Source organism: Oceanivirga miroungae (assembly GCF_902505095.1).
Taxonomy (GTDB): domain Bacteria; phylum Fusobacteriota; class Fusobacteriia; order Fusobacteriales; family Leptotrichiaceae; genus Oceanivirga; species Oceanivirga miroungae.
In genome coordinates, this window is sequence record NZ_CABWIB010000001.1 from 871,044 (window position 1) to 887,198 (window position 16,155).

13 protein-coding genes are annotated in these 16,155 nt (G+C 27.1%); 1 reads left to right on the top strand and 12 read right to left on the bottom strand.

What is annotated here, in order from left to right:
- Positions 1-94: 94 nt before the first annotated feature.
- A complete protein-coding gene (locus OMES3154_RS04300) occupies positions 95-1,147 on the top strand; it encodes a zinc-dependent alcohol dehydrogenase family protein (protein ID WP_197271498.1) in 1,053 nt (350 codons plus the stop codon).
- 99 nt (positions 1,148-1,246) lie between these two features.
- Here the strand turns inward: OMES3154_RS04300 and OMES3154_RS04305 are convergent, their stop codons facing one another.
- The 12 genes from OMES3154_RS04305 to OMES3154_RS04355 form a co-directional block, all read right to left on the bottom strand.
- Entirely contained in the window at positions 1,247-1,672 is a 426-nt protein-coding gene (locus tag OMES3154_RS04305) for a PTS sugar transporter subunit IIA (RefSeq protein ID WP_156683562.1), read from the bottom strand.
- Between the two features lie 2 nt (positions 1,673-1,674).
- Entirely contained in the window at positions 1,675-4,299 is a 2,625-nt protein-coding gene (gene adhE, locus OMES3154_RS04310) for a bifunctional acetaldehyde-CoA/alcohol dehydrogenase (RefSeq protein ID WP_156683563.1), read from the bottom strand.
- A gap of 166 nt (positions 4,300-4,465) precedes the next feature.
- A complete protein-coding gene (locus OMES3154_RS04315; RefSeq protein WP_197271499.1) occupies positions 4,466-5,443 on the bottom strand; it encodes a patatin-like phospholipase family protein in 978 nt (325 codons plus the stop codon).
- 58 nt (positions 5,444-5,501) lie between these two features.
- A complete protein-coding gene (locus OMES3154_RS04320) occupies positions 5,502-7,967 on the bottom strand; it encodes a glycogen/starch/alpha-glucan phosphorylase (protein WP_156683565.1) in 2,466 nt (821 codons plus the stop codon).
- A 180-nt stretch (positions 7,968-8,147) separates the two neighbouring features.
- Positions 8,148-9,557, bottom strand: coding sequence for a 23S rRNA (uracil(1939)-C(5))-methyltransferase RlmD (rlmD, locus tag OMES3154_RS04325; RefSeq protein WP_231679267.1), 1,410 nt, complete (start codon positions 9,555-9,557; stop codon positions 8,148-8,150).
- 9 nt (positions 9,558-9,566) lie between these two features.
- Positions 9,567-10,271, bottom strand: coding sequence for a tRNA1(Val) (adenine(37)-N6)-methyltransferase (locus tag OMES3154_RS04330; RefSeq protein ID WP_156683567.1), 705 nt, complete (start codon positions 10,269-10,271; stop codon positions 9,567-9,569).
- A gap of 58 nt (positions 10,272-10,329) precedes the next feature.
- A complete protein-coding gene (locus OMES3154_RS04335) occupies positions 10,330-11,298 on the bottom strand; it encodes a lipoate--protein ligase (RefSeq protein ID WP_156683568.1) in 969 nt (322 codons plus the stop codon).
- The gene (lipA, locus tag OMES3154_RS04340; protein ID WP_197271500.1) at positions 11,295-12,161 is read right to left on the bottom strand and encodes a lipoyl synthase; all 867 of its coding nucleotides are present in this window, start codon (positions 12,159-12,161) and stop codon (positions 11,295-11,297) included. The genes OMES3154_RS04335 and lipA overlap by 4 nt, the downstream gene beginning before the upstream one ends.
- Positions 12,162-12,164: 3 nt before the next feature.
- A complete protein-coding gene (locus OMES3154_RS06455; RefSeq protein ID WP_197271501.1) occupies positions 12,165-12,404 on the bottom strand; it encodes a biotin/lipoyl-containing protein in 240 nt (79 codons plus the stop codon).
- 10 nt (positions 12,405-12,414) lie between these two features.
- The gene (locus tag OMES3154_RS04345; protein ID WP_197271502.1) at positions 12,415-13,344 is read right to left on the bottom strand and encodes a lipoate--protein ligase family protein; all 930 of its coding nucleotides are present in this window, start codon (positions 13,342-13,344) and stop codon (positions 12,415-12,417) included.
- A gap of 157 nt (positions 13,345-13,501) precedes the next feature.
- Positions 13,502-14,893, bottom strand: a complete 1,392-nt coding sequence (locus OMES3154_RS04350) for a glycogen synthase (protein ID WP_156683570.1) — start codon at positions 14,891-14,893, stop codon at positions 13,502-13,504.
- Positions 14,890-16,137, bottom strand: coding sequence for a glucose-1-phosphate adenylyltransferase (locus tag OMES3154_RS04355; protein ID WP_156683571.1), 1,248 nt, complete (start codon positions 16,135-16,137; stop codon positions 14,890-14,892). Before OMES3154_RS04355 ends, OMES3154_RS04350 begins: the two co-directional genes overlap by 4 nt.
- Between the last annotated feature and the right edge of the window lie 18 nt (positions 16,138-16,155).

Below are 16,155 nucleotides of genomic sequence, written 5' to 3' on the forward strand. Positions count from 1 at the left end.
GTGCCACTTGTTCAGCTATTGACATGATTTCAAAATATGGTAAACTAAATTACAAACTAATTAAAGAAATTTTAAAAAGGAGGATTGAAATTTTATGAAAATGAAAGCTCTAGTTTATCACGGAGAACATAATATTGCATTAGAAGAAGTTGAAAAACCAGTATTAAAAAGACCTGGAGATGCAATCGTAAAAATCACTAAAACTACAATTTGTGGAACGGATTTAGGAATTTACAAAGGTAAAAATCCTGAAGTAGCAGATGGTAGAATTTTAGGACATGAAGGAATAGGTATAGTAGAATCTGTTGGAGAAGGTGTAACAAACTTTAAACCAGGAGATAAGGTTCTAATTTCTTGTGTAACTCCATGTGGAACTTGTGATAACTGTAGAAAACAACTATATTCTCACTGTAGAGATGAAGAAGGTGGATGGAAATTTGGTTATATGATAAACGGTACACAAGCTGAATATGTAAGAGTACCTTTTGCTGATAACAGTCTATATAAATATCCTGAAACAATATCTGACGAAGTAGCAGTTATGCTAAGTGATGCATTACCTACTGGACATGAAATAGGTGTGCAATATGGAAAAGTTAAAGTAGGAGATACTATAGCTATAGTTGGTGCTGGTCCAGTTGGAATGGGAGTTTTACTAACATCTCAATTATACTCACCATCTAATATAATAGTTATAGATTTTGACAAAAACAGATTAGAATTAGCTAAAGAATTAGGTGCAACTCACACAATAGTACCTTCTGAAAATTTAGTAGAAGATGTTAAAAAAATTGCTGGTCCAGACGGTGTAGATGTTGCTATAGAAGCAGTTGGAATGCCTGCAACTTGGGATACTTGTCAAAAAATAGTTAAAGCTGGTGGAAACATAGCTGTAGTAGGAGTTCATGGTAAGAAAGTTGATTTTGATGTTCAAAACTTATGGATAAAGAATTTAACTATAACTACTGGATTAGTAAATACTAATACTACACCATTATTAATAAATGGAGTTTCAACAGGAAAATTACCAGTTTCTAAATTAATAACTCATAAATTTGATTTAAGCGACATAATGAATGCATACGATACATTCTTAAACGCTTCAGATACTAAAGCAATGAAGTTATTAATAGATGCAGAAAAATAGTTTATAATTTAAAAAAAGTATGTACTTTTATGTGCATATTTTTTTATACAAAGAAAAAAGAACTACTCCTAATTTTATTAGAAATAGCTCCTTTATATATTATTTGTTTATAATTTCAACAATTTTTTTGACATCTTTGGATTTTTTTAATACATCTAGATATTCTTTGCGCATTATTTTTTTAGATACATTCATAAGCATATCAATGTGATAGTCAGCTTCATCATCTTTTGCAAGTATTGCAAATATTTCTTGAGCTTTTGCCTCATCAGACCATTTAATAGGTTTTTTTAATCTAATAAAGAATATACAACTTTCTAAAACATTTTCTGTTCTAACATGAGGTACTGCACATTCATTGTCTAAGTATGTTTCAAAAGATTTTTCTCTATCATAAAAATCTTCTATTAGTTTTGCTTCATTTGAAACTAATTTAAGTTCATATGCTTTTTTAGAAACTTTTTCAAATAAATGAAGCTTATCTTTAACATCTATATCTAATATAATTAATTCTTCTCTTGTCATTTTTATTCTCCCTTTTTATTGAATTTTTTTTCATACTCATCTGCACCGTAGTAGCATTTTAAGTATATTTCTTTTAATTCTGATATTAATGGATATCTAGGGTTTGCTGGAGTACATTGATCGTCAAATGCTTCTAGAGCCATTTCATCAACTGCTGCTAAGAAGTCTTCTTCTTTAACTCCTGCTTCTCTAATTGTTTTTGGTACACCTATTCTTGCCTTTAATTCTTCTACTGTTTCACATAATTTTTCAATTTTTTCATCAACTGTGTTTCCACCTAGATTTAAGAAGTCAGCAATTTTAGCATATCTATTTCTTGCATCTGGATATTTATATTGTGGGAATACCCCCATTTTAAACGGTGCATCTGTAGCATTATATTTAATAACCTCTGTTAATAACATAGCATTACACATACCGTGAGCTAAATGGAATTGGTTTCCTAATTTGTGTGAAAGTGAGTGAACTATACCTAGGAATGCATTTGAGAACGCAATACCTGCTATACATGATGCATTAGACATCTTTTCTTTAGCTTTTATAGCTTTTGGTCCTAATGCTACTGATTCTGGTAAGTAATCAAATACTATTTTCATTGCTTCTAATGAATAAGGTTTAGTATATTCAGTAGCCATTATTGAAACATATGATTCTATAGCATGTGTTAATACGTCCATACCAGATGCTACAGTTAATCCTTTAGGCATTGATAACATTAATTCTGGATCATTTATTGCCATATCAGGTGTTAATTCATAGTCAGCTAATGGATACTTAACACTTTGTTCACTTGTATCATCAGTTATAACAGAGAATGGTGTTACTTCTGAACCTGTACCAGCACTTGTTGCAACTGCTACAAAGTATGCTTTTTTACCCATTTTAGGGAATTTAACTATTCTCTTTCTAATATCCATGAATCTCATTGCTATGTCTTTAAATCTAATTTCTGGATGTTCATATAGAACCCACATAATTTTAGCAGCATCCATAGCACTTCCTCCACCAATAGCTATTATTAAATCTGGTTGATATTCTTGCATTGCACGAGCACCTGCTTGAGTTGCAGATAATGTAGGATCTACTCCAACTTCACTGAATATTCTATAATCTATACCAACTTTTTCTAAAACTTGCGTAACATGATTTGCATAACCTAATTCAGCTAATGTTCTATCTGTAACTATCATTGCCTTTTTATATGAACCTTTTAGTTCTTCTAAGGCTTCTGGTAAACATCCAAATTTGAAATATATTTTTTCAGGCACTTTAAACCAAAGCATATTTTCCCTTCTTTCTGCTATTGTTTTAACATTTAATAAGTGTTTAACTCCTACGTTTTCTGAAACTGAGTTTCCTCCCCAAGATCCACAACCTAGTGTTAATGAAGGTGCTAATTTAAAGTTAAATACATCTCCTATTGCTCCTAAAGCAGCTGGCATGTTTATTAAAGTTCTTCCTGTTTTCATTGCTTCTCCGAAAATATCTATTTTAGCTTTTTCAGATAAATCAATGTATAAACTTGAAGTATGTCCTAATCCTCCTAATTCAACTAAAGTTTTTGCTTTTTCTAATGAATCATTAAAGTCTTTTGATTTATACATAGCTAAAATTGGAGATAATTTTTCATGAGCTAATGGTTCACTAACATCTGTACTATCTATTTCAGCTATAATAACTCTTTTATCTTTAGGTATTTCAAATCCAGCTATTTGAGCTATTTTATATGCACTTTGTCCAACTATATCTGCATTTATACTTGTAGTTCCTTCTTTAAATAGAACTTTTCTTATTTTATCTGTTTCTTCCGCATTTAATATATATGCACCTCTTTTTTGAAATTCTTCTTTAACTCTTTCATATATTCTTCTTGGAACTATTACAGATTGTTCTGAAGCACATATAACACCATTATCAAAAGATTTACTCATTAAAATGTAGTTTACTGTCATTTTAATATGCGCACTTTCATCAATTATAACTGGAGTATTCCCTGATCCTACCCCAATTGCTGGTGTCCCACTTGAATAAGCACTTTTAACCATACCTGGACCACCTGTTGCTAATATTAAATCAGATTCTGCCATCAATTCTCTTGATATATCTAAACTTGGTTCATCTATCCAACCAATTATATTTTCTGGAGCTCCATATTTTATAGCTTCTTCTAAAGCTATTTTTGCTGTATAAATTGTTGATTTTTTAGCTCTTGGGTGTGGTGATATTATTATCGCATTTCTAGTTTTTAATGCTAATAAGATTTTAAATGCAGCTGTTGATGTAGGGTTTGTTGTAGGTATAACTCCTGCTACTATCCCTATTGGTGTTGCTATTTTCTTAATTCCATATGCTCTATCATCTTCTAGTACACCACAAGTCTTTTCATCTTTATATTTATTATAAATATATTCACTAGCAAAGTGGTTTTTTATAACCTTATCTTCTAAAACTCCCATACCTGTTTCTTCTACTGCTAACTTAGATAAAGTTATACGTTCGTTGTTAATTCTTTGCGCAACTTTTCTGAAAATTTTGTCTACTTGTTCTTGATTAAACTTAGAATACTCTTCTTGAGATTTTCTAACTTTTTTCATCAATTCGTTTAATGTTTTTATGTCTTTTACCATAACCTACTCCTTTGTGATTTATTTCACATTTATTATATTACTTTGTGAAATTTTTGTCAATACCTTTTTTTTTATTTTATATAAAAACACATATTTTACTCTCTAAATACTTTTTAGCTTTCTTATATATGTGTTAATTTAATAAATTTGATACCTTAAATAGCTTTTATATCCATTTTTTTATTTTACCTACTAGATTTTCATCTTTTTTTACAATCTCACTAAATTCAAAAAGATATTTTAAAGCATTTGTTTTATTTTCTACAATATGATTTATTCTTAAGTAATTATCATTTGAATTAGTCAAAGAATATATTGTATTTAATATGTCTAGATGACCATTATTTGTTGCATTAAAAAATGATGTAGCATAATTATATGAATAAGAAGCTGGACTTCCAACACTTACAAAGTTTATAAATTCTATACTGTTTGATTTTGTTGTTAAATATTTTAAAAATTTACTTTCCTTTGATACATAATCCGAAATTTTTTCTTTTGTTTCTTTATATATATCTTCACTATTAACCACTTCATCTAATGTCCCTATTGAGATTATTTTTATTTTACTAATGTCTTTTTCTATTTTTAATGCTTCACTTAATGCCAGCAATGATGGGTCATTATATAAAACACCACCATCTGAATAAAATTTACCATCTATTTCATGTGGTTTAAATAAACCTGGTAGAGCAGTAGTTGACATTATTCCGTCTACATAGTCCTTAATTTCACTGTTTCCGTCTAATTTAAATATCTTTAGTTTTCTATCAGATATATTTATGCTAACAGTTAAAAGTGTTTTAGTTATTTTTTTATCTAGAAACTCTTTTTTTATGTTTTCCCTATATTTTTTTAGTGTTGCATCATTAAATTTAAATAATCTTATAGTTTCTTGTATTTCTATACCTTTTTCATCTTTTTGTATTTTAAATGTTTCATTTAAATTTTTCAAGTAGTTATTTTCTACATCGTCCATTTTAAGCCCCATTCTAATATACGCACCTAACATAGCTCCAACACTTGTCCCAATAATTAAATCAAAATAATCATTTAAATTACCTACTTCTTTTTCTAAAACTTTTAAAACTTCTATTTGATAAAGACCTCTAATTCCTCCACCATCTAAACTAAGTACCCTCATATTAACTCCTAAATTCAACGTAAAAAGCATAACGCCATTGTTATGCTTTATACTTTTTTTAATCTATATAATTTTTTACTGCAATTTTTTTAATATTCCAGATTTCATCTGCATATTCTTGTATAGTTCTATCTGATGAGAACTTACCTGCATTTGCAATATTTTTCAACATCATATGTGACCATTTATCTTTATTTCTATATGCTTTTGTTACTTTTAATTGAGCATCTCTATATGAAGCAAAATCTTTTAGAACAAAGTATACATCTGGTCTATTCCCATCTACTCCATAAAGTAGTGAATTGTATAAATCTTTAAACATTCCTGTTCTATTATCATCATATGTTCCATCTACTAATTGTTCTAATACTTTATTTAATCCATCTACAACATGATATTCTTCAAATGGATTGTATTTACCGTATTCAACAAGTTTTTTAACTTCATTAGCTTTAAGACCGAATATAAATGCATTTTCTTCTCCAGCCTCTTCTACTATTTCTATATTAGCTCCATCTAATGTTCCTACTGTCATTGCACCATTTACCATGAATTTCATATTACCAGTTCCACTAGCTTCTTTTCCTGCTGTTGATATTTGTTCAGATATATCTGCTGCTGGGAATATTATTTCAGCAAGTGACACTCTATAGTTTTCTAAGAATATTACTTTAATCTTACCATTTATGCTTTCGTCATTGTTTATAACCTCAGCAATCGAATTAATTAATTTAATAATTGATTTTGCTCTTCTATAACCTGGAGCTGCTTTAGCTGCAAATATAAATGTTCTTGATTCTATATCTAATAATGGATTTTCTTTTAATTTATTATATAAATCCATAATATGTAATATATTTAATAATTGACGTTTATATTCGTGTAATCTTTTAACTTGTACATCAAATATTGAATTAGTATCTACCTCTATACCAGTTGTTTCTAATATGTATTTAGCTAATCTTTCTTTATTTTCTTTTTTAATTTTCATTAAGTTATTACGAACTTCTAAGTCATCTTCAAATTTTTCTAACTTTTTAAGTTCCTCTAGATTTGTAATCCATTTATCTCCAATTAAGCTTGTTATATAGTCTGATAATTTTGGATTTGCTTCTAGTAACCATCTTCTTTGAGTAATTCCATTTGTCTTATTTTGGAATTTTTCAGGATATAGTTCATACCAATCCTTTAATTCTTCATTTTTTAATATTTCAGTATGTAATCTTGCAACACCATTAACAGCGTGTGATCCTACTATTGCAAGCCATGCCATTTTAACTTTTCCATCACCTATAACACTCAACTTATTTATTTTTTCATAGTTATTTGGATATTTTTCTCTTAATTCTAATATAAATCTTCTATTTATTTCTTCAATAATTTGATAAATTCTTGGTAATAATGGTTGTATTAATGTTATATCCCATTTTTCAAGTGCTTCACTTAAAATTGTATGGTTTGTATAAGCAAATACTTCTGTACATATTGACCATGCTTCATCCCAACTTAATTTTTCATAATCTAAGAAAATTCTCATAAGTTCTGGTATTGCTACAACTGGGTGAGTATCATTTAATTGGATTGCAATTTTAGATGCAAATTTATCAAAATTATTTCCATACACAGATTTATATCTTCTTATAATATCTTGTAAACTAGCTGATGTGAAGAAATATTGTTGTTTTAATCTTAACCATTTACCACTTCTTTCAGTATCATTAGGGTATAGTACTCTTGATATATCTTCTGCTTCTACACCTTTTTCACTTGCTTTTTCGTATCTTTGTTCATTAAATAATTTTAAGCTAAATCCAGATTCACTTGTAGCTTCCCATAATCTTAATGTATTTACAGTACCATTACCATAACCAATTATAGGTACATCATATGCAGTTGCTATAACATTTTCTGTTTCAACTCTTTTATAGTATTCTTTTCCTATTTCATCTTTGTGAATTTCAACTCTTCCACCAAATTTTACTTCATAAGATCTATCTAATCTCTTTATTTCCCATGGAGTTCCATTTTTTGTCCAGTTATCAGGATATTCTACTTGGAATCCATCTTCTATTTTTTGTTCAAACATTCCATATTTATATCTTAATCCATATCCATGACCTGGTAAACCTAAAGTTGCTAATGAATCCAGAAAACATGCAGCTAGTCTTCCTAATCCACCATTTCCTAATCCTTTATCCATTTCAGCATCTTCTATATCGTTTAAGTTGAATCCTAATTCTTCTAGTGTTTCTTTTACAACTTTTTGATACCCTAAATTTATTATATTATTTCCCATGTATCTACCCATTAAAAATTCTGCAGATAGATAGTATGCTTGTTTTTCACCGCTCTTTTGATAAGTTTTTTTAGTGTTGTACCATTTTTCTGTAACTTCGTCCATTACAGCTCTACTTACAGCGTAGTATATTTCATATTTCTTAGCATCTTCTAAACTTTTCCCGTACTGTCTTCTTAAATTTAGTTCTATTTTATTCTTAAATTCTTCTTTTGTAATCGGTTTCATCATTCTCTCCTCAAATTTTTCTTCGTTTCTTAATTTTAGCACTTGATATATAAATTGTCAAATAATTGTTCGGATTTTCACTTACAATGTGCCATAGTCCTCTATATAAATGTCAATTTATAATTTCCTTAAGAATAAAAAACACCTACTATAATGAGCAGATGTTATTTTATAAAATGATTATTTCGCTTTTTGTATCAATGCCACAGTCTCCATATGATTTGTGTAAGAAAACATATCAACAGGCGTTATTTTAATTAGTTTATATCCATATTTATTAAAGTCTTTTAAATCATTTGCAAGTGTTACTGGATTACATGATATATATACAAAATTATCTACATCATATTTAACTAATTTTTCTATAGTTTTAGTTAGTACTCCCATTCTTGGAGGATCTAGTATTATTATATTAGGTTTTTCACTAACTTCATCTAAAACTTTAAATACATCTCCAACTAAAAACTCTATATTATCTATATTATTTAATTTTGCATTTTCTTTTGATTTTTGTACTGCTTCTTCTACAATTTCTACTGCATAAACTTTTTTAAACTTTCTTGATACAATCTGAGCTATTGTACCAGTTCCAGAAAATAAATCATATACTACTTTTTCTTTTTCATTTTCTAGTTTTACTTCATCTAAATAGTCTATTGCTTTTTTATATAAAGACTCTACTGTATATGGGTTAACTTGAAAAAAACTATATGGACTAATGTTAAATTTTAAATCAAATATTTTTTCAACAATATCTTTTTTTCCATACAATAATCTTTCATAATCAGCACTTACTGCATCTGCTAGTTTATCACTAGTACTATGTAATATTCCAGATATATGATAATTACCTAAATCTAATTCTAATAATTTTTTAACATAATCATTTAATATTTTTTCTTCTAATTCTTTATCAATATATGACGTAGTAACAAGATTAATTAATACCTCTTTACTATATCTAGATTTTCTTAAAACTAGATATCTAAAATACCCAAGCTTAGTCATTTTATGATAAAAACTAATATTTAACTTTTTTTCTACCGATTTAAAATATTCATTAGAAAATTTATATATTCTATTAAATTCTTCCCCCATTAAATTATTATCACTAACATCTACAATATCATACATGGAATTTTTTTTATGAAGGCCTAATAACATTTCTCCATCTTTTGTTTCATTTCCAAAACTAAATTCCATTTTATTTCTATATCTAATTGGCCTACTATTTTTTATAGCTTTTTCAAATATATATTCATAGTTACATACATCATCTATTAATTTTTTTATATGACCTGATTTAATTTCTAATTGAGTATCATAGTCATAATACTGATAATTAGCACCACTTAATTGTTTATCAAGTATATTATCATACATACTATTTAATTTGTTGTTATAGTCTACTATTACACAATTTTTTAGTTCTAACTTATTTTTTCTTAATTTAGATAAAAGCCCTTCTACTACTTGACCCTTAGATGCATTAATATTAACATAAATCTTTTTATCATCAACTATAGAATAACTTTTACCTCTAATATCAGTACCACTTATTGTCACTCTTATTACGTCATTTTTTTTCAAAATTTCCTCCTATTTCCCATATAGCTGTTCTATATATTTACTTTTTTTACCATTTTCATATACATATATTGGACTTAGTACATGAGTTTCACTTGTTGTATTTTTAACAATATCTAATAAAGATATAATACTCTCTTTTTCATTACTTGTATATACAAATTTTAAATGTTTACTACTCATTTTATATTTTTTTACATAAGTTAAAATATCTATAAGTCTACTCGTTCTAAAAACAAGATATAGATGTCCATTATTTTTAAGTAGTCTAGATGATATTTTAATAAGTTCTTCTAGACTTAATAAAACCTCATTTCTTGCTATTATTTTTTCTTCACCATTTCTCATTTGACTTAAATTTTTCTCATTTTTAAAATATGGAGGGTTAGAAAATATTATGTCATATACTTGCATTTCATCTTTTTTATATTTTTTAATATCTTCACACACTAAATTTATATTTTCTATCTCATTATTTTCAACATTAATTTTAGCTATATCACAGGCTTTTTCTTGTATTTCAACAGCATCTATAAAAGCTTTAGTTCGTTTACTTAAAAGCATTGAAATATTTGCATTACCACTTCCAATTTCTAGAATCTTTTTGCTGTTTCTATTTATTTTTATAAAATCTTCTAACAATACTCCATCTAAACTCATGCCTTGCATAGAAGGGTCTTGTAATATTTTTAAACCTCTAATTTCAACTTCGTGCATTTTTCTCCTTTACTAAAAAATTCTTTTATCTAGCCTTAACTAGTTAAAAGAATTTCTTTTATTCTAATATTAATTGAATTATTTCTTCATTACTAATATTATATATATATTTTTTTGTTAATCTTTTTTTTAAATCTTCTTTTTCTAATTTTGAGCCTATTAGATCAGCTACTAAAAAATCAAAATCTGCATTTGCAAAAAAATCTCCATTGACTAGTACATTATCAATAATCCCTTTTTTAATAGAAAGATTTATTGTAAGTAAGCCCCCTTTTAGTTTTTTCTTTTTTTTCATAAGAAAATCAGGATTCTTTTTATATAAATAATCCATATTATCAAAGTACTCTTTTTCTATTTCTAATATTCTTTTTTCATCTTCTTTTGTTAATATGTATTCTCTAGAATCTTTAGACATGACAGCTTTTATTAATTTTTTTTTAAATTCTTCTATCGAAATATTAAAACTTAAATGTTCTTTAATATTTGTAACTCTATCTCTTACTGATTTTATTGATTTTGATTCATATTTTAATGGATCCACTGTAGTAGATTTTATCATTTCATCTATATTAGTGTCAAATAAAATAGAACCATGATGTACTGTTGAATTTTTTGTTTTATACTGAGCATTACCTGAAATTTTTTTATTTTCAACTTGCAAATCATTTCTACCAGTAAACTTAACATCTATATTAAGTTCTTTTAAAAATGATATTATAGGCTCTACATAGCTAGAAAAGTCTATATTATTATCTTTTTTATACTCAATAAAACTAAACTGATAACCACCTAAATCTGTATAAATAGTTCCTCCACCACTCATACGTCTTACTATATTTATATTGTTTTTTATAGCATAATTATGATCAATTTCTTCTAGTATATTTTGAAATTTACCAACTAATAAAGTTGGGCTTGTTCTCCAAAGTAAAAAAACAGTGTCATCTAGTTTTTTTTCTGTTGCAAAATAGTATTCTATTGCAAAATTCCTATATACAGATACTGAATTTGTTTCTACATATATCATTTATATTCCTTCTTTTTAGCTTGTTCAAATGCTTCTGCTGCTTGATATGATGAACGAACTAAAGGTCCACTTGCAACAAACTTAAATCCTTTTTCCATTGCAATTCTTTTATATTCATCAAATTGATTTAATCTAACATATCTTGAAACCTTTTTATGTTTTGGACTAGGTCTTAAATATTGACTTATTGTTAGTATATCACAGTTAGTTTTTAAAACATCATCCATTAATTCATAAACTTCTTCATCAGTTTCTCCTAAACCTAACATAAATCCTGTTTTTGTTAATATATTAGGATCAATTTTTTTAGACTCTTCCAATATTTTTAAAGATCTTTCATATCTTGCTTGTGGTCTTGATTCTTTATATAAGCTTTTAACCATTTCTACATTATGATTTAACACATCTGGTTTTGCTTCTAGAATTACACGCAGAGCATCAATATTCCCTCTTAAATCTGATATTAGTACTTCAACTGTAACATCTTTACAAATTCTTTTTATTTCTTTTATTGTCTGTGCCATATGGCTAGCTCCACCATCTTTTAAATCATCTCTTGTAACTTGGGTTACAACAACATGTTTTAATTTAAGATATTTTGTAGCTATAGCTATATTACGTGGTTCATTTGAGTCTAGTGTTTCTGTTCTTCCACAAGGTATATTACAAAATCCACAAGTTCTAGTACAAGTTTTCCCCATAACCATAAATGTAGCTGTTTTTTTCTTATAGCACTCCCCTAAATTAGGGCAGTTTGCTGATTGACAAACTGTATTTAAACCAAGTTGTGCTAAAACTCCATCTACTGGTTGTACTGCTAATGAATTGTATTTAACCTTTAACCACTCTGGTTTTTTCTCCATTTTTTATTTCTCCTCTACGTATGCAATAAGTTGTTCTGATTTAACTACATCTCCTACTTCAATTAGTTTTTCTAATAATACTCCGTCAAATTCTGCTTCAATTTGGTTTATAACCTTTTCTGTTTCTACTTCAAACAAAGGATCTCCTGCTTTAAATTCTTGGTTTTCTTCTACTAACCATTCTACAAAAACAGCCTCTCTAGTTTCATGTCTTAAAACTGGCATTATAAGTTCTTTTTTCATTGTATTCCCCCTAAAAAATGTATTTATAAAATTTGTTATATTTTTTTGCTAGTGTTTCTTTTATTTTCTTATAATCTAAGATATGTCCATTTAATACTTCATCTAAGCCTGCTATATTAGGCTCTACTTTAAAATTATTTATAATGCCACCTACCGCATCATATTCTATACTATACTTTATGCCATTATCTGAAATATCTCTTTTAAAATGAAAATTAGGTGACTTTGAAAAAGTCCATTCCCAACTCTTATATTTTTCATCAGCAATTTTTTGTATTTTCTCTTTAGTTTCATCATCTAATTTTATCACACTAATATCTATTTCTTCTTTAATTTTAGATAATAGTAAGTCCTTAAACTCAAATGATGATATATTTTTATTTTCATAAAAATCTTTAATATTACCAACCTTATATGGATTTGAATTAGGTGCTTTACTTATATACGACATATTTTTACCATTTGCCATTATATATATATCTTCAAGATTAGTATTATATAATAAGGTTCCATGGTGCATTATTCTACCTTTTGCTATTTTTTGCGCTCCACCTGATATTTTATAATCCTCTATCTCTATACCACTTTTTTGTAAAATAGAACTATTTATACCTAATTTTTTTAGTGCTTTTATTATTATATTTAAAAAATATTCATAATTAGTTTTATCGCTTACATTTTTTATAAAGCTATAATTAATATTTCCTAAATCATGATATACTGTACCACCACCCGATGTTCTTCTTATTATTGCAACATCATTTTCAATGGCGTATATTAAATTAGCCTCTTCAAAAATATTTTGATATTTTCCACATACAATAACTGGTTTATTTATATAAAAAAGTAAAATTTCATCTTCTTTATAATTTTCAAAAATATAATCTTCAAATGCTAGGTTATAATAAGGATCATTTGAATCATTTTCTATATAAATCAATATCATCACCTCTTATTTAAATTATATAATACTGATTTTTAAAAATCAATTTTTATGCTTTTTTTACTAATAATTTTACTTTTTTTTCGCTTTTTTTTTATTTTTTACCGTTATATGAAAAAGGTATATAAGTTTTTAGCTTATATACCCTTTTTATCTATGGTGTTGTTTTAGCAAACATGTATAAATTATAATATTCTTTAGCTGACCTTGTCCAAGAATTATCTATATTAAAATTCTTCTCAACTAATTTATTCCAAATATCTTTTCTATCAAAGAATATATGTTCTGAATATCTAATTACGTTTAACATATCATCTGCATTAAAGTTAGTAAATGAAAAACCATTTCCTTCATTTGTTTGCATATTATATGCTGTAACAGAGTCTTTTAATCCACCTGTTTCTCTTACTAATGGTATTGCACCATATCTCATAGCTATCATTTGAGATAGTCCACAAGGTTCATATCTACTAGGCATTAAGAATAAATCAGAACCCGCATACATAAGATTTGCCAATTCTTCACTATACCCTATATATACTCTAAATTTATCTGGATACTTAATACATAGATTATTAAAAATTGACTCGTATTTATAGTCTCCTACACCAAGTATTAGTATATTTACACTGTCATATCTTAATATTTCTTCTATTTTATCTATTATTAAGTCAAAACCTTTTCCTTCAACCATTCTACTAATAACTGAAATTGTTAAATTATTACTATTTTTTAAATTAAATTTTTCTAATAAAAGTTCTTTGTTTTTTTCTTTAAATTCTAGATATTTATTATCTTCTAATGGAGCAAATGACTTATTATTTCTAGGATCATATACCGTATAATCTATTCCATTTAATATTCCAAATATTTTCCTAGATTTAATTGTATCCTCTAGTCCCTCTGCAAAATATGGATAATTTATTTCCCCTGCATATGTAGGACTTACTGTATTAACTACATCAGCATATTCTATTCCAATTTTCATGAAATTCACATATTCTTCATTTATATCATATCCTAAATTCTTTATTGCATATGAGTTATATCTACCTTGATACATTAAATTATGTATAGTGTATACTACTCTAAAATCATAAAAGAATGGATCTGTTTTATATCTTTTTTTTAGAAAATATGGTAGTAATCCTGTTTGCCAGTCATTACAGTGAATGATATCAGCTCTCATTTCTAATTTTCTAATAAATCTTAAAGCAACTTCACAGAAATTAGCATATCTAATATCATCATCATTATCTCCATAAATATGACCTCTTTCAAATAGACTCATATTTTCTATAAATAAATATTCAATATTTTCATCTTCATATTTAACTAAGTTATATCTATCATAATTCATGTCAATACTATCTACAAATTTAATATCTTTTAAATATTTCATATTTATTTTATCATATTTAGGGATAATAACGCTTACTTTATGTCCCATTTCGCTCATTTGTTTAGGAAGAGCATACATAACGTCTGCTAGTCCTCCTGTTTTAATAAATGGAAATGCCTCTGATGCTATATATATTATTCTCATTTTAATGTTTCTCCACTACCTATTTGTGCATGACTATCGATATCTTTTTCTGGGAATATTCTTACATTTCTTCCAATAGTTACATTCTCACCAACATGAACTTTTTTACCTAATACACTAATACCACTACTTAATAAGTCAGGTTTTTCATTATTAGCCTTATAATCATCTCCGTGTCCAATTAAACTATATTTACCTACATATACTTTTTTATCAACAATTACTTTTTCTAAATGTGAATTTTCATCTATATATGTATCTTCAAATATTATACTATTTCTAACAGTTGATCCTGCTCTTACAGTAACATTTGGTCCTATAACTGAGTTTTCTACTCTTCCTTCTATCTTACAACCATCACATACAAGCGAATTTAATATACTTCCAGTAACACCTATTCTAACAGGTGCTGCATTTTTACTTCTAGTATATATTTTCCAATTTTCGTCATATAAGTTTATTCCTACTTCTTCTGACTTTTTAATTAAGTCTATGTTAGCTTCTAAGTAACTATCATAAGTTCCTACATCTTTCCAGTAGCTGTCATAGCAGTGTAAGAAGATTCTTTCATTATCAGTTAACATTTTTGGTATAACATGTTTACCAAAATCAAGATCAGGAATTTCTTCATTTTCTATATATTTAATTAATGTATCTGTATTGAATATATATATTCCCATAGAAGCAAAATTACTCTTAGGGTTTTCTGGTTTTTCTTCAAATGATAATATTTTTTTAGTGTCATCTACCTCAAAAATACCAAATCTATTTGCTTCTTCATAAGGAACTGTTTTCGCTGCTATTGTTAGAGCCGCATTATTTTTCTTATGTTCATCTAACATCCATTGATAGTTCATCTTATATATATGATCTCCACTTAATATTAATACGTATTTAGCATTACTATTTTTTATATATCTAATATTTTGTCTTATAGCGTCGGCTGTTCCTTTATACCAACTTTTATCTTCACTTGTTTCATATGGTTGCAGTAATGTTATGCTAGAATCCCTTCTGTCAAAATCCCATGGTCTACCAGAACCTATATGTTCATTTAATGATAGTGGTAAATATTGTGTTAATAACGCTACATTGTATATACCAGAATTACTACAGTTACTTAATGTAAAGTCAATTATTCTAAATTTCCCAGCAAAAGGTACACCTGGTTTAACTCTATGTGCAGATAATATATCTAACCTAGAACCTCTACCTCCTGCTAAAATCATTGCTAAAACTTCCATGTTTTTATCCCTCCTAAT